The following is a 20,478-nucleotide window of genomic DNA, read 5'->3' as shown; positions in this document are numbered from 1 at the left end:
GGAGGTGCCCGAAGGAGACACGGTCTGGCTGACCGCACGCCGGCTCGACGAGGCCCTGGCGGGCCGGTCCCTCGTCCGCGCCGACCTGCGCGTGCCGCAGCTCGCCACCACTGACCTCACGGACCGCCGCGTCACCGAGGTGGTCGCGCGCGGCAAGCATCTGATGACGCGCTTCGACGGCGGTCTGACGCTCCACTCCCATCTGCGTATGGACGGCTCCTGGCATCTGTACGGGCCGGGTGACCGGTGGCGCGGCGGCCCCCTCCACCAGGTCCGCGCCGTGCTGGAGACACCCGCGCGGGTGGCGGTCGGCTACCGGCTGCCGGTGCTGGAACTGCTGCCCACCGCCGAGGAGGACAGCGTCGTCGGCCATCTCGGACCCGATCTGCTGGGCCCGGACTGGGATCCGGCCGAGGCCGCGGCGCGGCTGCGCGCCGAGCCCGCCCGGCCGGTCGGCGAGGCCCTCCTGGACCAGCGCAATCTGGCGGGCGTCGGCAACGTCTACGTGTCGGAGCTCTGCTTCCTGCGCGGCATCACCCCCTGGACGCCGGTCGGCGAGGCCGGGCCGGAGAAGCTGGTGGTGCTCGCCAAGAAACTGCTGGAGGCGAACAAGGCCCGCCCCGGCCACATCACCACCGGGGACCTGCGGCGCGGCCGCACCCACTGGGTGTACGGCAGGGAGCACCGGCCGTGCCTGCGCTGCGGCACCGCCGTCCGCGTCGGACAGCACGGACCACCGGAACGGGCCCGCGTCGCGTACTGGTGTCCGCGCTGCCAGCGAGGTCCGCACCCGCACGATAATTGACGGACCGTCAGATACAGTCGTACCGTCGCGTCATGCCCATGAAGGCGTACGACCTCACCGGACGCACCGCACTGGTCACCGGCGCCGCGAGCGGGATCGGCCGCGCGTCCGCCGTTCTGCTGGCCGAGGCCGGCGCCACCGTCGTCTGCGCGGACCGCGACGGCCCCGGCGTGCGGGAGACCGCGGAACTGATCGAGAAGGCCGGCGGCGCCGCCCGCGCCCGGCAGCTGGACGTCACCGACCGGGCCCAGATCGCCGAGACCGTCGCCGAGACGGTCCGCGACCACGGGCGGCTGGACGTCCTGGCGGCCATCGCCGGGATCATGCACAGCAGCAGCGTCCTGGAGACGGACGACGCCGATCTGGACCGCGTCCTCGGCGTCAACTTCAAGGGCGTGCTGCACAGCGCCCAGGAGGCGGCACGCGCCATGACCGCCCAGCGGTCCGGCAGCATCATCACGATGGCCTCCGGCGCGATCGACACCGGCGCCCGCGGACTGCTCTGCTACAGCGTCTCCAAAGCCGCCGTCGTGCAGCTCACCAGAACCCTGGCGACCGAACTCGGTCCGCTCGGCATCCGCGCCAACGCCATCGCCCCGGGGTTCATCCGCACCCCGATGACCTCCCACTACGGGACGGGGTCCGACGGATCCTTCGACGAGGCCGCCCAGGCGCGCGCCGAGGCGTCGCTCGTGCGGATGGCGCCGCTGGGGCGGGTCGGCACCCCCGAGGACGTGGCGGGGTCCGTGCTCTTCCTCGCCTCCGACGCCTCGGCCTTCACCACCGGCCAGATCCTCCGGCCGAACGGCGGAGTGGCGATGCCCTGGTAGCGGCCGCGCCGGGTTCGGGCAGCGGTGCGCGGTACGGCGTGCAGCGGTATCAGGCCCAGCCCCCAGCCGCCCGCTGTCACGGCACTCTCGAAGGGCCCGGCCCGGTCGGGCTGCACGGCGAGCCGCAGCGCGGCCCACCACCACAGGACGCCCAGGCCCAGCGCGACGGTCCAGCGGACCGCCCTGCGGGACCACAGACTCCGGATGACCTGGAGCTGGAGCACGCGCATGGCCGCCTCCTTCGGAACCCCGAGGTTGCGGCGGAGAGCCCCGGGAGGCTCTCCGTACCAGGGTGCGATGCCCGGTTCCCAAGATCGCTAGCCCTCTGCCGCCGCCCCCGCCCGGACGTTCACCCGATGGGAGCAGCGCATCGCCACTGCCTGCGACGATGCATCAACGCAACGTGACGAGCCGCCCATCGTAGACCGCTCAGGACCACGGGCACCAGGGCGTACGAGGCGCGCGGGGCGCGCAGCCCGGGGCACGCGGGGCGCAGGAGGCCCCTGGGGCGCCCCGAGCGGCCCGCGCCGCCACCCCCCTAAGCACCCGACCGCCCCCGAGCGCCACAGGCGCCCGCCGAGCGCAGCGCCGGCGCTTCCCGCTACACGTTCTCCGCCTGGAACATCCAGTGGAACTTCTCCAGGTCCGCCGTGAGCCCGATGATGATGTCCTGCGTGACCGGGTCGGCGTCCCCCGTCGTCCCGATGCGCTCCCGCATCCGCTCGATCACCGAGTCGAGTGCCGCGATGAGGATGCCCACCGCCTGCGTGTCCTTGATCCAGCCGTCGGTGACCGTGTCGATCCCGCTGGTCTTCGAGACCGTGTCGGCCCGCCCGTCCGCCGTGACGCCGATCGCGGAGGCCCGCTCCGCCACCGTGTCGGCGTGCAGCCTGGCGGTGTCGACGACCTCGTCGAGCTGCAGATGGACCGAGCGGAAGCGCGGGCCCACCACGGTCCAGTGGACCTGCTTGGACACCAGCGCCAGATCCACGAGATCCACCAGAGCGCCCTGCAGCGCCTCACTGACGATCTTGCGGTGCTTCTCGGACAGCGGGCTCTTGACGACACTCATGCGGAATCCTCCTACTGGCGACGGGCCTGACGAATAGTCCGTTAAGCCCTGTTAACTCCGTATCGCCTACCCTGCCTCGTCCCGCTGTGCCTGGCAAAAGAGCGGGACCCCGGTCGGCAGTGCCGACCGGGGTCCCGGTGCAAGAACTTCTGGAGTGACGGGCGGCTCAGGCCGCGACCACGTCAACGGCCTCAGCGGGCGCCTTCGGCGCCTTGATGGTGACCCGCTCGGTCGTCACGGATGTGACGGAGGTCACCGCACCCAACAGTGGTCGCATCGGCGCCGCAGGAGTCTCGGACGCCGCCGACTGGGCCAGCTCCGCGAGCGACAGATCATCGCTGACCTCGCGCATCACCTCGGACATCGGGACGTCCAGCGCGTCGCAGATCGCGGAGAGCAGCTCGGAGGATGCCTCCTTCTGCCCTCGCTCCACTTCGGACAGATAGCCCAGGGACACCCGGGCGGAAGAGGAGACCTCACGCAGAGTGCGGCCCTGACGTTGGCGCTGCCGACGCAGCACGTCACCCAACAGGCGACGGAGCAGGATCATCGGTGGCTCCCTCCTCGGACCGCGAATCCGGATCCTTCTTGCCCCACCGTACCGCCTCGGGCACCGGCCGTGCGGGGAGCGATGACGTGTTCACTCAGGGCTGCAAACATCCCTTGCCCCCGTCTTCTTCCCTATCCTTCGCCCGCACCCCGGTCGTGAGGGACGGCACCCCTGTCGCGCGGGACGGCACCCCTGTTGTGAGGGACCGCTCCAGCAGAGCGAGTGCGGCGGTCACGCTGGCGGCACGGATCCCGGAGCGGCTGCCCTCCAGCCGCAGCGGGTCGACCGCCGAGCCTCCGGGACCGGCCACCGCCACGTACACCGTGCCGACCGGCTGCCCGTCCTGCGGATCCGGTCCCGCGACACCGGTGGTGGCCACGCCCCAGTCGGCTTCCAGTCTGCTCCGCACACCCTCGGCCATCTCGAGGGCCACCTGAGGGTCGACCGCTCCTCGATCGGCCAGCAGTGCGGCGTCCACGCCGAGCAGTACGTGCTTGAGTTCCGTCGCGTAGGCCGTCACCGAGCCGCGGAAGGTCCGGGAGGCTCCGGGGACGGACGTCAGCTCCGCGGCCAGCAGACCGCCGGTCAGCGACTCGGCGACCGCCAGGGTGAGCCCCCGGCCGTCGAGCAGTCGCAACACCTCGGCAGCTGTCATCCGTTCTGGTGACTCTGCCGCCGCGGGGAGGTCCGCTGTTCGCGCTCCGGATCCTGTCCGTGCTCCGGTTCCGCGTCCACCGTGGCCCGGAGATCAGACGTGGCCCGGAGATCAGACGCGGCCCGCAGGCCGGGTTCGGCCGGCGGTTCGGCCTGGGCGGCCGCGCGCTCGCGCTGCGCGGCGAGGCCGGCCCGGCGCAGCACGACGGCCTGCCGGATGTAGTCGAGCCCGGTGAGGACGGTCAGCACGACGGCCGCGGCCATCGCCCAGGCCCGCAGCGTCGCCAGCGGCCCGGTGAGAGCCAGGATGTACATGCCGACCGCGATGCCCTGGGTCAGCGTCTTGAGCTTGCCGCCGCGGCTGGCCGGGATCACTCCGTGCCGGATCACCCAGAAGCGCATCAGCGTGATGCCGATCTCCCGGAAGAGGATCACTCCGGTCACCCACCACGGCAGGTCGCCCAGCGCGGACAGCCCGACGAGCGCGGCGCCCATGATCGCCTTGTCGGCGATGGGGTCGGCGATCTTGCCGAAGTCGGTGACCAGCCCGTAGCGCCGGGCCAGTTCCCCGTCGAAGAGGTCGGTGATCATCGCGATGGCGAACGCCGCCCAGGCGAACGAACGCCAGGCGGGGTCGTGGCCGCCGTCGTGGATCAGCAGCATGACGAAGCCGGGAACCAGCACCAGCCGCATCATCGTGAGCAGGTTGGCGATGTTCCAGAGCCCGGCCTGGCCGACCACAGGATCGCCCATGTGGTCCGGGGTGGCCGCGGCCGGCACGGGGACTCCGGTCATCTGCCCACCTCCTCCACAGAACAGTCGCCCCCGGTCAGGGGTTCCGCGATGAGGTCGACACCTTCGGTGTCGATCACCTTCGCGGTTACCATCATGCCCGGCTTCAGCCCCTCGCAGGAGGTCAGCGTGGTCGATCCGTCCGTTTCCGGCGCCTGGTGGTCGGCGCGGCCGACCGCCTCGCCGGTCTCCTCGTCGATGGATTCGACCAGCACCCGCACGGTGGAGCCGAGCCGCTCCAGGGCGCGCTGCGCGGTCAGCTCCTCGGCGAGACGCGACACGCGCGCCAGCCGCCGGGCGACGGTGTCCTCGTCGAGCTTGTCCCCGTAGCCGGCCGCTTCGGTGCCGTCCTCGTCCGAGTACCCGAAGACCCCGATGGCGTCGAGCCGCGCGGAGCTGAGGAAGCGTTCCAGCTCCTCCAGGTCCGCCTCGGTCTCGCCGGGGAAGCCGACGATGAAGTTGGAGCGGACGCCGGCCTCCGGGGCCTTGCCGCGGATGGTGCCGAGCAGTTCCAGGAAGCTCTCGGTGCTGCCGAAGCGGCGCATCGCGCGCAGCACGCCGGGCGCCGAGTGCTGGAACGAGAGGTCGAAGTACGGCATGACCTTGTCGGTCGAGGTCAGGGCGTCGATCAGGCCGGGGCGCATCTCGGCGGGCTGCAGGTAGCTGACCCGGATCCGCTCGATGCCCGGGACGGCCGCCAGCTCCGGCAGCAGCGTCTCCAGCAGCCGGATGTCGCCGAGGTCCTTGCCGTAAGAGGTGTTGTTCTCGCTGACCAGCATGACCTCGCTGACGCCCTGGTCGGCGAGCCAGCGCGTCTCGCCGAGGACATCGGAGGGGCGGCGGGAGATGAACGAGCCACGGAAGGACGGGATGGCGCAGAACGAGCAGCGGCGGTCGCAGCCGGAGGCCAGCTTCACCGAGGCGACCGGGCTGTTGTCCAGGCGGCGGCGCAGCGGCGCGCGGGGCCCCGAGGCGGGGGCGACGCCCTCGGGGAGGTCGGCCGGCGCGGGGGCCGGGGCCTCCTGCGCGTGGCCGGGCAGCGCCACCGTGGCGCCCTGCCGCTCGGCGGGGCTGATCGGCAGCAGCTTGCGGCGGTCGCGCGGGGTGTGCGAGGCGTGCACGCCACCGGAGAGGATGGTCTGGAGGCGGTCGGAGATGTCCGTGTAGTCGTCGAAGCCGAGCACCGCGTCGGCCTCGGGCAGGGCCTCGGAGAGCTCCTTGCCGTACCGCTCGGCCATGCAGCCGACCGCGACGACCGCCTGGGTGCGGCCATGACCCTTGAGGTCATTGGCCTCCAGGAGGGCGTCCACGGAGTCCTTCTTGGCGGCGTCGACGAAGCCGCAGGTGTTGACCACGGCGACGTCGGCGTCCGCGGCGTCATCCACCAGCTGCCAGCCGTCCGCCGCCAGACGGCCGGCGAGCTCCTCGGAATCCACCTCATTGCGGGCGCAGCCGAGCGTGACAAGGGCGACGGTACGGGGTTCGGGCATAGGCTCAGCCTACTTTGTCCCAGCCGTCCCTCTTACGTTCACCCTCGTTCACCCGGCCTGGGGGTCTCCGGGGGTGAAGGTGAGCCGCACGACCTGGCCGTCCGTGCCCGCCGGACCGAGGTCCTTGCCGTTGACGAAGAGCTTGATCGCGCCCGCGTCGCCGATCACGAGTTTGATCTTCTTGCCGTCGGTGAAGGTCTTGGAGTCGCCCTTCTCCAGGGTGTCGGCGAAGAGCGGCTTGCCGGTGCTGTCCGTCACCTGGATCCAGCTCTTGCCGACGTCCGCGGTCAGCTTCACGGTCACCTTGCCCACCGGAGCGGCGGCGATCGCGCTGTCCGTCGGCTCGGGCTTGGGGTCGGCCGGCTTGGGACTGGGCTTGGCCGTGGTGGCGGTCACCGAGGGCTTCGCGGCGGCCGACGGCGTGTTGCCGCCGGATCCGTTGAACGCGGTGAAGCCCACGAACCCGACGACGGCGACGATCGCCGCGACCATCGCCGCGGTCCAGTTCGGACGGCGGCGGTCCGGGCGGATCCGCTCCGCCTCGTAGAGCGGCGCGACGGGGACCTGGGTGGTGGCGCCACCGTGCTCGTCCGCGTACTGCTGGACCAGCGGCTCGGGGTCGATCCCGACGGCGCGGGCGAGGTTGCGGATGTGACCGCGGGCATAGACGTCGCCACCGCAACGGGAGAAGTCGTCCTGTTCGATGGCGAGCACGATGGGGGCGCGCACCCGCGTCGTGGAGCTGACCTCGTCAATGGTCAGTCCGGCGGCGAGGCGGGCCTGGGCAAGGGCACGACCGACGGAGGGCCGGTCGTCGGAGGGCGGGTTGCCGAGGGACACGAGGAAGCCTTTCAGGCTGCAGCCACCTGCTGGAGATTCAGTCTAGGGGGGTAGCGAAAGAGTGGGGCAAGCGGACAGCCGGTCTTTGTCCGCCATCAGGATTGCCGGACCGTCTCTCACGGATCCGGCGCGCATGGACCTGACAGCCCGAGCGAGCCTGACAGTCGGCCATATGTCGTCCTCCTGCATCAACTTGACGCACGAACAGGAGAAACGGTTGCCCCGCATGCTCTTACGAGTGAGCATCACCGCGGATGACGGCCAGAACCCCATCCAGTTCGTCCGCTTTGACCATGACATCCCGCGCCTTCGAACCTTCGCTCGGCCCGACGATTCCGCGCGATTCCATCAGATCCATGAGCCTGCCCGCCTTGGCGAATCCCACACGCAGCTTTCGCTGCAGCATCGAGGTCGAGCCGAACTGGGTGGAGACGACCAGCTCCGCCGCCTGGCACAACAGGTCCAGATCGTCGCCGATCTCCTCGTCGACCTCCCGCTTGGGCGCCGTGCCGACCGCCACGTCCGTCCGGTACGTCGGCGTCAGCTGCGCCTTGCAGTGCTCGACGATCTTGGCGATCTCCTCCTCGGTGACGAAGGCGCCCTGCATACGGGTCGGCTTGTTCGCGCCCATCGGGAGGAAGAGCCCGTCGCCCCTGCCGATCAGCTTCTCGGCGCCGTTCTGGTCCAGGATGACCCGGCTGTCGGCGAGCGAGGAGGTGGAGAAGGCCAGCCGCGACGGCACGTTCGCCTTGATCAGACCGGTGACGACGTCGACGCTGGGCCGCTGGGTGGCCAGCACCAGGTGGATCCCGGCGGCGCGGGCCAGCTGCGTGATGCGGACGATCGAGTCCTCCACATCGCGCGGCGCGACCATCATCAGGTCGGCCAGCTCGTCCACGATCACCAGCAGGTACGGGTACGGCGACAGCTCGCGCTCGCTGCCCGGCAGCGGCTGGGTCTTGCCGGACCGCACCGCCGCGTTGAAGTCGTCGATGTGCCGGAAGCCGAAGGCCGCCAGGTCGTCGTAGCGCAGGTCCATCTCGCGGACCACCCACTGCAGGGCCTCGGCGGCCCGCTTCGGGTTGGTGATGATCGGCGTGATCAGGTGCGGGATGCCCTCGTACGCGGTCAGCTCGACGCGCTTGGGGTCCACCAGCACCATCCGGACCTCGTCCGGGGTGGCGCGGCACATGATCGAGGTGATGAGGCCGTTGATGCAGGACGACTTTCCCGACCCGGTCGCGCCGGCGACCAGGATGTGCGGCATCTTGGCGAGGTTCGCCATGACGTACCCGCCCTCGACGTCCTTGCCGAGCGCCACCGTCATCGGGTGGTCCTCGCCGGCCGCCGCGGCGGACCGCAGTACGTCGCCGACGTTGACCATCTCGCGGTCGCTGTTCGGGATCTCGATGCCGACCGCCGACTTGCCGGGGATCGGGCTGATGATCCGGACGTCCGGGCTGGCGACGGAGTACGCGATGTTCTTGGCCAGCGCCGTGATCCGCTCGACCTTGACCGCCGAGCCCAGCTCGATCTCGTAGCGGGTGACCGTCGGGCCGCGGGTGAAGCCGGTGACCGTGGCGTCGACCTTGAACTCGGTGAAGACCTGCTGCAGCGAGGCGACCACCGCGTCGTTCGCCGCGCTGCGGGTACGGCCGGGTCCGCCGCGTTCCAGCAGGTCCAGCGAGGGCAGCGAGTAGGTGATGTCGCCGGACAGCTGGAGCTGCTCGGCGCGCGGCGGGAGCGGGTCCACCGGGTCGAGGGTCTTCTTGGTGAGGTCCGGGACGCCGGAGCCGGTCGACGGCTCGTCCTCGGCGCGGGCCGCGGGCACGCCCGATCCGCTGCCGGAACCCGTCTTGACGCTGTTGCTGAGACCGGCGAGCAGCGGTGACGGCTGCACGCCGTGCAGCACGGCGCCGTCCAGCGCCGCGGCCGCGGCGGCCGCCACGTCCACCGCGTCCATGCCGGAGGCGGCCGCGTAGTCCTGCTCGCCGGGCTCGGGCCTGCGCCGCGGGCGGCGGCGCGGCCGGGGCTCGTCGGCCGCCTCGTCGCCGAACTCCCCCAGTGCCGCGAGTTCCTCCATGCCCTGGTCGTGCTTGGTGAAGCGCAGCGGGGACCTGCGGCGCGGGACGTCGTGCTCCTGCTCCTGATCGTCCTCGAACAGCTCCTCCATCGGAACGGCGTCCAGGTCGTCCAGGTCCTCCGGGGCCTCGTACAGGCCGAGCTTGGTGCCGAGCAGCCGCAGCCGCTGCGGAATCGCGTTGACCGGGGTGGCCGTCACGACCAGCAGCCCGAAGACGGTGATGAGCAGCAGCAGCGGTACGGCGAGCGCCGAGCCGACGGTGTAGAGCAGCGGCGACGCGGCCGCCCAGCCGATCAGGCCGCCCGCGTCGCGCAGCGCCTCGGCTCCCGCGTCCCGGCTCGGCGAACCGCAGGCCAGGTGGACCAGGCCGAGGGCGCCGAGGACCAGGGTGGACAGCCCGATGACGATCCGCCCGTTGGCCTCGGGCTGCTCCGGGTGCCGCATCAGCCGGACCGCGACGACGCCGATCAGTATCGGCACCAGCAGATCGAGCCGGCCGAACGCGCCGGTGACGAGCATCTCCACGAGATCGCCGACCGGGCCACGGAGATTGGACCAGGTGCCCGCGGCCACGACCAGCGTCAGACCGAGCAGCAGCAGCGCCATGCCGTCCTTGCGGTGCGCGGGGTCGAGGCCGCGTGCGCCGCGCCCTATGCCGCGGAACACCGCGCCGATGCCGTGGGCGACGCCGAGCCACAGGGCACGCGTCATCCGGTACACGCCACCGGTGGGCGACGGGGCCGCTTTGGGAGCGGGCTTGGGAGCGCCCCCCTTCGCCGCACGGGGGGCCGCCGCCTTCTTGGCAGGTGGTTTCTTCGCTGCGGTCTTCTTCGCCGCGGTCTTCTTGGCCGCAGGCTTCGCCGGAGCTTTCTTGGCAGTGCCGCCGGGCGTACGTGAGGCCATGGTGCCGAGATTACCTCCGAAGACCCGGCTGGACACGCGTGCGTCGGATACCCCCGTCCGTGTCGCGCCTCGGGTGGGCCAAGGGTGACGCAGCGTCAACGGCGGGGGTTCCGCTCAGTCCTGTGGGGGATACCTGACGCCGCCGTCGCCGGTGCCGGGCTCCAGAGCGTCCAACGCCCGCCGCAGACCGGTGAGCTTGCGCTCCAGATGCGCGGCGGTCGCCACCGCGGCCGCGTCCGCCGACTCGTCGAGCTGCTTCGACAGCGCCTCGGCCTGCTCCTCGACGGCGGCCAGCCGCGCGGACAGTTCGGCGAGCAGCCCGGCAGGCTCCTTCGCCCCGTTGACGCCCACCGAAGCGCCCTGCTCGAGCTGGAGGCGCAGCAGCGCCGCCTGCTCCCGCAGCTGGCAGTTCTTCATGTAGAGCTCGACGAAGACCGACACCTTGGCGCGCAGCACCCACGGGTCGAAGGGTTTGGAGATGTAGTCGACCGCACCGGCCGCGTAACCGCGGAAGGTGTGGTGCGGGCCGTGGTTGATCGCCGTCAGGAAGATGATCGGGATGTCACGGGTCCGCTCGCGCCGCTTGATGTGGGCGGCGGTCTCGAACCCGTCCATGCCCGGCATCTGCACATCGAGCAGGATCACCGCGAAATCGTCCGTGAGCAGCGCCTTCAGCGCCTCTTCCCCGGATGCCGCCCGTACCAGCGTCTGATCGAGCGCCGAGAGGATCGCCTCCAGCGCCAGCAGATTCTCCGGCCGGTCGTCGACAAGAAGGATCTTGGCCTTCTGCACCATGGCCCGCCCTCCTCGTCCCGACACCACGCTGGTGGCCGCCCCCGGGGACGACTCCCTTGCGCCGCCCGTCCTTGTGCCGGTCATGGTAGCCGCACCTGCCGTTCGCCACACCCTGTCACCGCCATGTCACTGTGCACGAAGCAGAAACGCTAGCGGAGACCAGAAGGTTCCCTGAATCCCGCCCCCTCACACCTGAAGGGACACACCCCGTCAACAGTCCACCTTTCAACGGGGTGTTCCACGGGCGTTCATCCACTGCTCCATGAGTGCCAGCAGGTGATCGGTGTCGACCGGCTTGGTGACATAGTCCGACGCTCCGGACTCGATGCTCTTCTCCCGGTCACCCTTCATCGCCTTCGCCGTCAGCGCCAGGATCGGCAGTCCGGCGAACTGCGGCATCCTGCGGATCGCCGTCGTCGTCGCATAACCGTCCATCTCCGGCATCATGATGTCCATCAGGACGATCGCGACATCGTCGTGCTGCTCCAGGACCTCGATCCCCTCGCGGCCGTTCTCCGCGTAGAGCACCGTCAGCCCGTGCTGTTCCAGCACGCTGGTCAGCGCGAAGACATTGCGGATGTCGTCGTCGACGATGAGCACCTTCTCGCCGTTGAACCCGCCCGCGAAGCGCGCGTACCCGTCGGAGTGTGTGCCGTCCACCCAGGACTCCTCCGCGGGCAGCGCCGTGGGCTGTCCCGGGAGCGACTGCAGCTGCGGCGGCGCCGAGCGGCGGCGCAGCCGGGACAGGCTGCTGCCCGCGAGACGGTTGCGGGCGGGCGCGTGGTGCTCCGACTCGCTGATCACCTCGCCCCCGGGCAGCTGCGGGTAGCCGTGCGGCGGCAGTTCACTGCTGCTGAGCGGCAGGTACAGGGTGAAGGTCGAGCCGCGGCCGGGCTGGCTGTCGGCGTGGATCTCGCCGCCCAGCAGCCGGGCGATCTCCCGGCTGATCGACAGGCCCAGGCCGGTGCCGCCGTACTTGCGGCTGGTGGTGCCGTCGGCCTGCTTGAACGCCTCGAAGATCACCCGCATCTTGCTCGCCGCGATCCCGATCCCGGTGTCGGTGACGGAGAACGCGATCAGCGGCTGGTCCGCGTCGCGCAGCGCCCCGGACTCCAGCAGCTGCTCGCGGATCGACTGCGGGACCTCGGGACCCGCCGGCCGGATGACCAGCTCGACGGAGCCGCTGTCGGTGAACTTCACCGCGTTGGAGAGCAGGTTGCGCAGCACCTGCAGCAGCCGCTGCTCGTCCGTGTGCAGGGTGACCGGGAGCTCCGGCGAGACCCGGACCGAGAAGTCCAGGCCCTTCTCCGCCGTCAGCGGACGGAACGTCGCCTCGACGTAGTCGACGAGCTGCACCAGGGCGATACGGGTCGGACTGACGTCCATCTTGCCCGCCTCGACCTTCGACAGGTCGAGGATGTCGTTGATGAGCTGCAGCAGGTCCGAGCCCGCGCCGTGGATCGTCTCGGAGAACTCGACCTGCTTGGACGACAGGTTTCCGTCGGCGTTGTCGGCGAGCAGCTTGGCCAGGATCAGCAGCGAGTTGAGCGGGGTGCGCAGCTCGTGCGACATGTTGGCCAGGAACTCGGACTTGTAGCGCATCGAGACCGCGAGCTGCTCGGCGCGCTCCTCCAGGACCTGCCGGGCCTCCTCGATCTCGGTGTTCTTCACCTCGATGTCGCGGTTCTGCCGGGCCAGCAGCTCGGCCTTCTCCTCCAGCTCGGCGTTGGACAGCTGCAGCGCCTTCTGCCGGTTCTCCAGCTCGCCCGAACGCTCCTTGAGCTGCTCGGTCAGCTCCTGGGACTGCTCCAGCAGCCCCTCGGTCTTGGTGTTGACGCTGATCGTGTTCACGCTGATCGCGATGATGTCGGTGATCTGGCTGAGGAAGTCCTTCTGGATCTGGGTGAACGGCTGGAACGCGGCCAGTTCGATCACACCCAGGATCCGGTCCTCGAACAGCACCGGAAGGACGATGACATGCGCCGGGGGCGCCTCACCGAGCCCTGACACGATCTTCAGGTACCCCGGCGGCACGTTCTCCACCAGGATCGACCGCTTCTCGATCGCGGCCTGCCCGATCAGCGCCTCACCGGGCAGGAACGTGGTGGGCATCGAGCGCTTGGAGAAGCCGTACGACCCGACGAGCCGCAGCTCGTACGCGTCCTCGTCCTCCCCCGCGCCGATCTCGCTGCCGTCACCGATCTCCTCGGCGAGGAAGAACGCGCCGTGCTGCGCGGAGACCACCGGGGTCAGCTCGCTCATGATCAGCGCGGCCACGTCGCCCAGCTCCCGGCGGCCCTGCATCAGACCGGAGATACGGGCCAGGTTGCCCTTGAGCCAGTCCTGCTCCTTGTTGGCGAGCGTGGTCTCCCGGAGGCGCACGATCATCGTGTTGATGTAGTCCTGGAGCTCCAGGATCTCGCCGGCCGCGTCCACGTCGATCCGGAGATTGAGGTCGCCGCGGGTCACCGCGGTGGCCACCTGCGCGATGTTGCGGACCTGGCTGGTCAGGTTGTTGGCCATCAGGTTCACCGATTCGGTGAGGTCCTTCCAGATGCCGGACACGTCCGGAACCCGGGCCTGGCCGCCCAGCCGGCCCTCGGTACCCACCTCGCGCGCCACCCGGGTGACCTCGTCACCGAAGGCGGACAGCTGGCCGACCATCGTGTTGATGGTCGTCTTCAGCTCCAGGATCTCGCCGCGGGCGTCCACGTCGATCTTCTTGGACAGGTCGCCGCGGGCGACCGCGGTGGTCACCATGGCGATGTTGCGGACCTGGCCGGTGAGGTTGGACGCCATGCCGTTCACCGATTCGGTGAGGTCCTTCCACGTGCCGGCGACGCCGGGAACGCGGGCCTGGCCGCCGAGGATGCCCTCGGTGCCGACCTCGCGGGCGACGCGGGTGACCTCGTCACCGAACGCCGACAGCGTGTCGACCATCGTGTTGATCGTTTCTGCAAGCTGGGCGACCTCGCCGCGCGCCTCGACGGTGATCTTCTTGGTGAGATCGCCGTTGGCGACCGCGGTGGCGACCGCGGCGATCGAACGCACCTGATTGGTCAGGTTGTTGGCCATCAGGTTGACGTTGTCGGTCAGGTCCTTCCAGATGCCCGACACGTCGCGCACCCGGGCCTGCCCGCCCAACTGGCCCTCGGTACCCACCTCACGGGCGACGCGGGTGACCTCGTCACCGAACGCCGACAGCGTGTCCACCATCGTGTTGACGGTGGTGACCAGGGCGAGGATCTCGCCCTTGGCGTCGACGGTGATCTTCTTCGACAGATCGCCGCTGGCGACCGCCGTCGTGACCTCGGCGATGTTGCGGACCTGGCTCGTCAGGTTGTTGGCCATGAAGTTGACGGACTGCGTGAGGTCCTTCCACGTGCCGCTCACTCCCTTGACCTCGGCCTGGCCGCCCAGGATCCCCTCGGTACCCACCTCGCGGGCCACCCGGGTCACCTGGTCGGCGAACGAGGACAGCTGGTCGACCATCGTGTTGATGGTGTTCTTCAGCTCGAGGATCTCGCCCCGGGCGTCCACGTCGATCTTCTGCGACAGGTCGCCGCGCGCCACCGCCGTCGCGACCTGCGCGATGTTGCGGACCTGGGCGGTCAGGTTCCCCGCCATGCCGTTCACCGAATCGGTCAGATCGCGCCACACACCCGCGACACCGGGCACCTGCGCCTGGCCGCCGAGCCGGCCCTCGGTACCCACATCGCGTGCGACGCGGGTCACCTGGTCGGCGAACGAGGACAGCTGGTCGACCATCGTGTTGATGGTGTTCTTCAGCTCGAGGATCTCGCCCCGGGCGTCCACGTCGATCTTCTGCGACAGGTCACCCCGCGCCACCGCCGTCGTCACCTGGGCGATCTGCCGCACCTGGGACGTCAGGTTGCCCGCCATGAAGTTGACGGAGTCCGTCAGGTCCTTCCAGGTGCCGGCGACGCCGTCCACCCGCGCCTGGCCGCCGAGCCGGCCCTCCGTGCCCACGTCCCGCGCCATCCGGGTCACCTGGGCCGCGAAGGACGACAGCTGGTCGACCATGCGGTTCACGGTGTTCTTGAGCTCCAGCATCTCGCCGGAGACATCCACCGTGACCTTCTGCGACAGATCGCCGTTGGCGACCGCCGTCGTCACCTGCGCGATGTTGCGGACCTGGCCCGTCAGGTTGCGGAAGGCGGTGTTCACCGAGTCGGTGAGGTCCTTCCACGTCCCCGCCGCGCCCGGCACCTGCGCCTGACCGCCCAGCTCGCCCTCGACGCCGACCTCACGCGCCACCCGTGTCACTTCCGCGCCGAAGGAGGACAGCTGGTCCACCATCGTGTTCACGGTGTTCTTGAGCTCCAGCATCTCGCCGGAGACGTCCACCGTGACCTTCTGCGACAGGTCGCCGTTGGCCACCGCCGTCGTCACCTGCGCGATGTCCCGCACCTGTGCGGTGAGGTTGCGGAACGCGGTGTTCACCGAGTCCGTGAGGTCTTTCCACGTCCCCGCCGCCCCCGGCACCTGCGCCTGACCGCCCAGCAGCCCCTCGGCGCCGACCTCGCCCGCCACGCGGGTCACCTCGTCGGCGAACGTCCGCAGCGTCTCGGTCATCGCGTTGATCGTCTCGGCGAGCTGCGCCACCTCGCCGCGCGCCCCGATGGTGATCTTCTGCGACAGGTCGCCGTTGGCGACCGCCGCCGTCACCTGCGCGATGTCCCGCACCTGGGCCGTCAGGTTCCCGGCCATGAGGTTGACGGAGTCCGTCAGGTCCTTCCACACCCCGGCGACGTCCGGCACCTGCGCCTGACCGCCGAGCTCACCCTCCGTACCGACCTCACGGGCGACTCGCGTCACCTCGGAGGCGAACGACGACAGCTGGTCGACCATCGTGTTGACGGTGTTCTTCAGTTCCAGCATCTCGCCGGCCACGTGAACCGTGACCTTCCGGGACAGATCACCCTTGGCGACCGCCGTCGTCACGAGAGCGATGTCACGTACCTGGGCGGTGAGCCGGGACGCCATCGTGTTGACGGAATCCGTCAGGTCCTTCCACGAACCGGACATACCGCGCACCTTGGCCTGGCCGCCGAGCTTGCCCTCGGTGCCGACCTCGCTGGCGACGCGGGTCACCTCGTCGGTGAACGCGGACAACTGGTCCACCAGGCCGTTGACCGTCCGGCCGACCTTGAGGAACTCACCGCGCAGCGGATGCGCGGAACCGTCCGCGCCCTGCGACCGCAGGTCCATCCGCTGTTCCAGATCGCCCTCCGCGACCGCCGACAGCACCCTTCCCACCTCGGAGACCGGCCGGACGAGATCGTCGACCAGCGCGTTGGACGCGTCGATCGCCGCCGCCCACGAGCCCTCGCAGGCACCGGTCTCCAGCCGCTCCGTGAGCTTTCCCTCACGGCCGACCACCCGGCGCACCCGCGCCAGCTCACCCGTCAGATGCTGATTGCGGTCGGCGACCTCGTTGAAGACGGCGGAGATCTCCGCCATCAGCCCGTCTCCCGACACCGTCAACCGCTTGCGGAAGTTGCCGTCCCTCATGGACGCCAACGCCGCCAGAAGTCTGTACAAGGCAGCCGAATCCACCTCGATGGTCCCGTTGGCGCGGGATCGCGCGTTCTTTGCACGCGAAACTGCACCGCGCGTCGATGCGCTGGACTCCACCGTGTCCCTCCCGGAGGGTCGACCAAACTGCTCGTGAACTGCCTCTTAGACATGCCCAGTGTTTCACCATGCCTGCGCATGGCCATAACAGTTCGGCAGCTTCGCATATGACCTGTCGCACGATCGGGGCAGAAACACCCGGAACCAGCGCACACGCCATCAGCAGAGGTAAGTAACCTGGCATCCGGTTGCCCGCCACAGACCGGGCCTACACCTCACGGGGGCCGCCGGTGACGGCGCAGGGAATCGAGAGCGAGACCGACGACAGCGTCCTGGGGCGCACAAGGAGTTCTGTGATCACGGCGCGGGCAGCGGCCACCTTCCAGCCGGTGGGGCGATCGGTCGCCATCGCGCGCGCCTTCGTCCGCGACACTCTGCAGGGCTGGGGCTTCTCCGACATCGTCGATGACGCTGTCGTTCTGACCAGCGAACTCGTCACCAATGCCGTGGTCCACGCCGGCACCTCCGCTGACGTACAGTGCCTGCGCTACGACACAGCGGTACGGGTGGAGGTCGCCGACCGGTACCCCGAGCGTGAGGTTCCCCTCCAGGACGCCGGACTCCAGATCCGCAACCCGGACAGTGAGGGCGGCCGCGGCCTCGTCCTGTGCTCCGCCCTCGCCAGCCGCTGGGGCGTCGAGTACACCCCCGCCGCCAAGCACGTCTGGTTCCAGCTCGACCTGCCGGAGCGCTCCGCGGGCACCCGCGCCGCGAGCCCCGCGCTGCCGACCGCCGCCCTGCCGCTGACCGACGAGCGGGTCCGGGTGGCCGTGATCCAGGTCGACCGGCACGCCGTCGTCACGCGCTGGAACGACGACGCCACGGATCTGTTCGGCCACACCTCCGACCGGATGATCGGGAAGCCCCTCACCGAACTCACCGCCTGGCCGCAGACCCCCGGCACCGGCATCGGCCTCGCCGAGGCGCTGCTCCTCTCCCGCTGGGAGGGCACCTACGGGATACGGGGCGCCGACGGCCGCGTACAGCCCGTGTACGGCTCCCATCTGCGGGTCCGCGACACCACCGGTGAGCCCTCCACCGTCTGCCTGCTGGTCCGCGCCGACGAGCGGGCCGTCCTGCAGAGCCCCGCGCGCGGCCCCGTCAACTCGGACTCCGCGTCCGGCGACCGCGGAAAGGCCGCGGACGCCTTCGAGGTGTTCATCGGCTCCCCGGCGCCCGACGACCTCGACGGGCTGCTGCAGCGCACCGTGGAGCGCGCCCGCGACATGCTCGACGGCGACGCCGCGTACCTGCTGCTCGCCACCGACGACGAGACGGAGCTGGAGGTACGCGCCTCCACCGGCCTGCCCTCCGCCCGGCAGCGCTTCGCCCGCGTCCCCGTCGAGGCCGGCACCGGCCGCTACGGCAGCGCCAGGATGCCCGCCGTCCACGAGGACCTCAACGCCGTCCCCGGCGCCGTCCCACTGCTCGCCGGCACCGGCATGCGCTCCATCGTCACCGTGCCGCTGAAGGTCGAGGGCCGCCTCACCGGCTCCCTGGGCGTCGCCGCCGAGGCACCGGGCCGCTACTCCAACGAGGAAGCGCTGCGGCTGCAGTTCGCCGCGGACCGCATCGCGCTGGCCGTCGAGAGCGCCCGCCTCACCGAGCTGGAACGGCTGCGCCGCGGCTCGCTGTCCTTCCTCGTCGAGGCCTCCGACCTGCTCGCGGGCACCCTGGAACGCGACCAGACGCTGGCCCTCATGGCCCAGATGACCGTGCCCACCCTGGCCAGTTGGTGCGCCGTTTACACCATCGCCGAACAGTCGGAACCCGAACTCGCCTTCGTGCTGCACGAGGACGAGGACCGGATCGACGGCATCAAGGCCCTGCTGTCGAAGCTCAACCCGCCCGCGCCGGAGCCCACGCCCGGCGCGCGCATCTGGACCGCGCCCTCCGACGCCGCCCACTCCACCGCACTGCGCGCCTCCTTGCGCAGCCTCGGCCTCGGCGAGGCCGGCCGCCCGGCGACCGGACCCGGCACCGCGCTGGCGACCGCCGCCGCGGTCGGCGGCGAGACCGTCGTCCTGCCGCTCGTCGCCCGTAACCGCGTCATCGGCATGCTCACCCTCGGCAAGCCCGCCGACGAACGCTTCCGCCAGGAGATCCTCGAACTCGCCGAGGACCTCTCCCGCCGCGCCGCCCTCGCCCTGGACAACGCCCGGCTGTACAGCGAGCGCACGGCCATCAGCCAGGCTCTCCAGCGCAGTCTGCTGCCGCCGGGCCTGCCGCCCATTCCCGGCGTCGAGGTCGAGGTCATCTACCGGGCGGCCGGCGAAGGCAACGAGGTCGGCGGCGACTTCTACGACCTGTTCCCGATCCGCGACGGCTGCTGGGGCTTCGCCATCGGCGACGTCTGCGGCACCGGCCCCGAGGCCGCGGCCGTCACCGGCCTGGCCCGGCACGCGATCCGGCTCCTCGCCCGCGAGGGCTTCGGCGGGCCGGCCGTCCTGGAGCGCCTCAACGCCGCCATCCTGGACGAGGGCGCCCGCAGCCGCTTCCTGACCCTGCTCTACGGGGAGTTGTGGCCGCAGCCCGACGGAAGCGCCATCCTCAAGGTCGTCTGCGCCGGCCACCCGCTGCCGCTGCGGCTGCGTCCGGACGGCACCGTGGAGTCCGCCGCCGACCCGCAGCCGCTCCTCGGCGTCCTGGAGGACCTGGAGCTCGTCGAACAGACCATCACCCTGGACCCGGGCGACGTCATGCTCTGCGTCACCGACGGCGTGACCGAACGCCGCGAGGGCACCCGCATGCTCGGTGACGACGGCCTCGCCGACGTTCTCGCCACCTGCACCGGCCTCACCGCCGGCGCCGTCGCCGCCCGTATCCAGCGCGCGGTGGAACGCTTCGCCTCCGACGCGCCCTCCGACGACATGGCCATCCTCGCGATGCGCGTCCCCGCCCTGCCCGACAACTGACGGCACGGCAGGAACCCGCGGTGCCCCGGGCGCCGGGGGCCCGGACAACGAAAAGACCCCCCGCCGTCAGGCGGGGGGTCCTTCTGTACTGGGGCCCCCATGCGGAATCGAACCGCAGACCTTCTCCTTACCATGGAGACGCTCTACCGACTGAGCTATAGGGGCTCGGTGTCGACATGGAAAATCTTAACCCATGAAGTGCCGTGCTCGGTAACCCGCCCCGAACCGCCGCCGGACCGGATCAGAGCAGGCCACCGAGGGCGTTGCAGGCGTCGGCGATATGCGTCAACTCCCGCTGGGTGAGACCCGAGTGCACCGGCAGCGACAGCGCCTGCGCCGCGGCCCGCTCGGTCTCCGGCAGCACCTCACGGGACCGGTGCGCCGCGAGCCGGTGCACGGGCGTCGGGACGCTCACGGTCGCCCGTACGCCGCGCCTCGACAGCGCCCTGGCGAAGGCGTCCCGGTCGGGCCGGCCGTTGCCCGGGATCCGCACTGTGTAGTGGTGGTAGACGTGGTGTGCGCCCGGCTCGACGTACGGCACGATGACGCCGGTCAGCGCCGAGTCCAGGAAGCGGGCGTGCGCGCGGCGGCGGGCGATCTCCCCCACGTCCCCCGCCGGCTCCTCCTCCTCGACCAGCGCGATCCCCTGCCGCGCCGCCAGTTCCCCCAGCTCCCGCATCGGGGCCGGGTGGCCGAAGAGGTGCACCGCTATGACGGCCGACGTCCTGGGGGTCAGTGCGGCCTCCACGGAGGCGGGGTCGAGGCAGTACGTGCGCGGGTCGATATCGGCGAACACCGGTGTCGCGCCCACCATCACCACGGCCGCCGCGGACGACTCGGGCGCGAAGGACGGCACGATCACCTCGTCGCCCACACCGATACCGAGAGCTTGCAGGGGCTGTCTGTCCATCATCAGCTGACGCACGTCCCTACCTCCACATGTCGAGGTGCCAAGGTTCCCGCCGGCACATGAACATGGGGTGACGGACAACAAAAAAGCCCCAACCCCCGAGCCGAAGCTCGGGGGTTGGGGCTGAATGATTGTTCGGCGGCGTCCTACTCTCCCACAGGGTCCCCCCTGCAGTACCATC

13 protein-coding genes and 1 tRNA gene are annotated in these 20,478 nt (G+C 70.5%); 3 read left to right on the top strand and 11 right to left on the bottom strand.

Annotation, left to right across the window (positions count from 1 at the left end; genetic code table 11):
- The first annotated feature begins 4 nt into the window (after positions 1–4).
- Positions 5–805, top strand: coding sequence for a DNA-formamidopyrimidine glycosylase family protein (locus C6N31_RS22915; protein WP_198358073.1), 801 nt, complete (start codon positions 5–7; stop codon positions 803–805).
- Between the two features lie 32 nt (positions 806–837).
- Positions 838–1,635 (top strand): SDR family NAD(P)-dependent oxidoreductase, encoded by a 798-nt coding sequence (locus C6N31_RS22910; RefSeq protein WP_138358587.1) that lies wholly within the window; start codon positions 838–840, stop codon positions 1,633–1,635.
- 601 nt (positions 1,636–2,236) lie between these two features.
- Here the strand turns inward: C6N31_RS22910 and C6N31_RS22905 are convergent.
- The 9 genes from C6N31_RS22905 to C6N31_RS22865 all read right to left on the bottom strand — a co-directional run bounded on the left by C6N31_RS22905 (position 2,237) and on the right by C6N31_RS22865 (position 16,472).
- Positions 2,237–2,707 (bottom strand): Dps family protein, encoded by a 471-nt coding sequence (locus C6N31_RS22905; protein WP_138358950.1) that lies wholly within the window; start codon positions 2,705–2,707, stop codon positions 2,237–2,239.
- A gap of 166 nt (positions 2,708–2,873) precedes the next feature.
- Positions 2,874–3,257, bottom strand: a complete 384-nt coding sequence (locus tag C6N31_RS22900; RefSeq protein ID WP_138358948.1) for a helix-turn-helix domain-containing protein — start codon at positions 3,255–3,257, stop codon at positions 2,874–2,876.
- Positions 3,258–3,351: 94 nt separating this feature from the next.
- Entirely contained in the window at positions 3,352–3,912 is a 561-nt protein-coding gene (locus C6N31_RS22895) for a CinA family protein (RefSeq protein ID WP_138358946.1), read from the bottom strand.
- On the bottom strand, positions 3,909–4,706 hold the full coding sequence (gene pgsA / locus C6N31_RS22890; protein ID WP_138358944.1) for a CDP-diacylglycerol--glycerol-3-phosphate 3-phosphatidyltransferase: 798 nt from the start codon (positions 4,704–4,706) through the stop codon (positions 3,909–3,911). The genes C6N31_RS22895 and pgsA overlap by 4 nt, the downstream gene beginning before the upstream one ends.
- Positions 4,703–6,193 (bottom strand): 30S ribosomal protein S12 methylthiotransferase RimO, encoded by a 1,491-nt coding sequence (gene rimO / locus C6N31_RS22885; RefSeq protein WP_138358942.1) that lies wholly within the window; start codon positions 6,191–6,193, stop codon positions 4,703–4,705. The genes pgsA and rimO overlap by 4 nt, the downstream gene beginning before the upstream one ends.
- Before the next feature lie 48 nt (positions 6,194–6,241).
- Positions 6,242–7,033 (bottom strand): helix-turn-helix domain-containing protein, encoded by a 792-nt coding sequence (locus C6N31_RS22880; RefSeq protein WP_138358940.1) that lies wholly within the window; start codon positions 7,031–7,033, stop codon positions 6,242–6,244.
- Positions 7,034–7,265: 232 nt separating this feature from the next.
- Entirely contained in the window at positions 7,266–10,019 is a 2,754-nt protein-coding gene (locus C6N31_RS22875) for an FtsK/SpoIIIE family DNA translocase (RefSeq protein WP_138358938.1), read from the bottom strand.
- A 114-nt stretch (positions 10,020–10,133) separates the two neighbouring features.
- Entirely contained in the window at positions 10,134–10,814 is a 681-nt protein-coding gene (locus C6N31_RS22870; protein WP_138358936.1) for a response regulator, read from the bottom strand.
- Between the two features lie 225 nt (positions 10,815–11,039).
- Entirely contained in the window at positions 11,040–16,472 is a 5,433-nt protein-coding gene (locus C6N31_RS22865; protein ID WP_198358072.1) for a HAMP domain-containing protein, read from the bottom strand.
- A 293-nt stretch (positions 16,473–16,765) separates the two neighbouring features.
- Here C6N31_RS22865 and C6N31_RS22860 point away from each other — a divergent pair, with 293 nt between their 5' ends.
- Positions 16,766–19,387, top strand: a complete 2,622-nt coding sequence (locus C6N31_RS22860; RefSeq protein WP_198358095.1) for a SpoIIE family protein phosphatase — start codon at positions 16,766–16,768, stop codon at positions 19,385–19,387.
- A gap of 89 nt (positions 19,388–19,476) precedes the next feature.
- Here C6N31_RS22860 and C6N31_RS22855 read toward each other — a convergent pair.
- Both C6N31_RS22855 and C6N31_RS22850 read right to left on the bottom strand, forming a co-directional pair.
- A tRNA-Thr gene (locus tag C6N31_RS22855) sits at positions 19,477–19,552 on the bottom strand.
- A 76-nt stretch (positions 19,553–19,628) separates the two neighbouring features.
- Positions 19,629–20,300: a DegT/DnrJ/EryC1/StrS family aminotransferase gene (locus C6N31_RS22850; RefSeq protein WP_138358952.1), complete on the bottom strand. Its 672-nt coding sequence runs from the start codon at positions 20,298–20,300 to the stop codon at positions 19,629–19,631.
- Between the last annotated feature and the right edge of the window lie 178 nt (positions 20,301–20,478).

Source organism: Streptomyces fildesensis (assembly GCF_016107395.1).
GTDB classification, from domain to species: Bacteria; Actinomycetota; Actinomycetes; order Streptomycetales; family Streptomycetaceae; genus Actinacidiphila; species Actinacidiphila fildesensis.
This window is presented reverse-complemented; position numbering and strand designations above follow the sequence as displayed.

Excerpts from the sequence above, each read along its gene's own strand:
- C6N31_RS22910 (WP_138358587.1), top strand. The coding sequence starts at position 838 with ATGCCCATGAAGGCGTACGACCTCACCGGACGCACCGCACTGGTCACC.
- C6N31_RS22905 (WP_138358950.1), bottom strand. The coding sequence starts at position 2,707 with ATGAGTGTCGTCAAGAGCCCGCTGTCCGAGAAGCACCGCAAGATCGTC.
- C6N31_RS22900 (WP_138358948.1), bottom strand. The coding sequence starts at position 3,257 with ATGATCCTGCTCCGTCGCCTGTTGGGTGACGTGCTGCGTCGGCAGCGC.
- C6N31_RS22895 (WP_138358946.1), bottom strand. The coding sequence starts at position 3,912 with ATGACAGCTGCCGAGGTGTTGCGACTGCTCGACGGCCGGGGGCTCACC.
- pgsA (WP_138358944.1), bottom strand. The coding sequence starts at position 4,706 with ATGACCGGAGTCCCCGTGCCGGCCGCGGCCACCCCGGACCACATGGGC.
- rimO (WP_138358942.1), bottom strand. The coding sequence starts at position 6,193 with ATGCCCGAACCCCGTACCGTCGCCCTTGTCACGCTCGGCTGCGCCCGC.
- C6N31_RS22875 (WP_138358938.1), bottom strand. The coding sequence starts at position 10,019 with ATGGCCTCACGTACGCCCGGCGGCACTGCCAAGAAAGCTCCGGCGAAG.
- C6N31_RS22870 (WP_138358936.1), bottom strand. The coding sequence starts at position 10,814 with ATGGTGCAGAAGGCCAAGATCCTTCTTGTCGACGACCGGCCGGAGAAT.
- C6N31_RS22850 (WP_138358952.1), bottom strand. The coding sequence starts at position 20,300 with ATGATGGACAGACAGCCCCTGCAAGCTCTCGGTATCGGTGTGGGCGAC.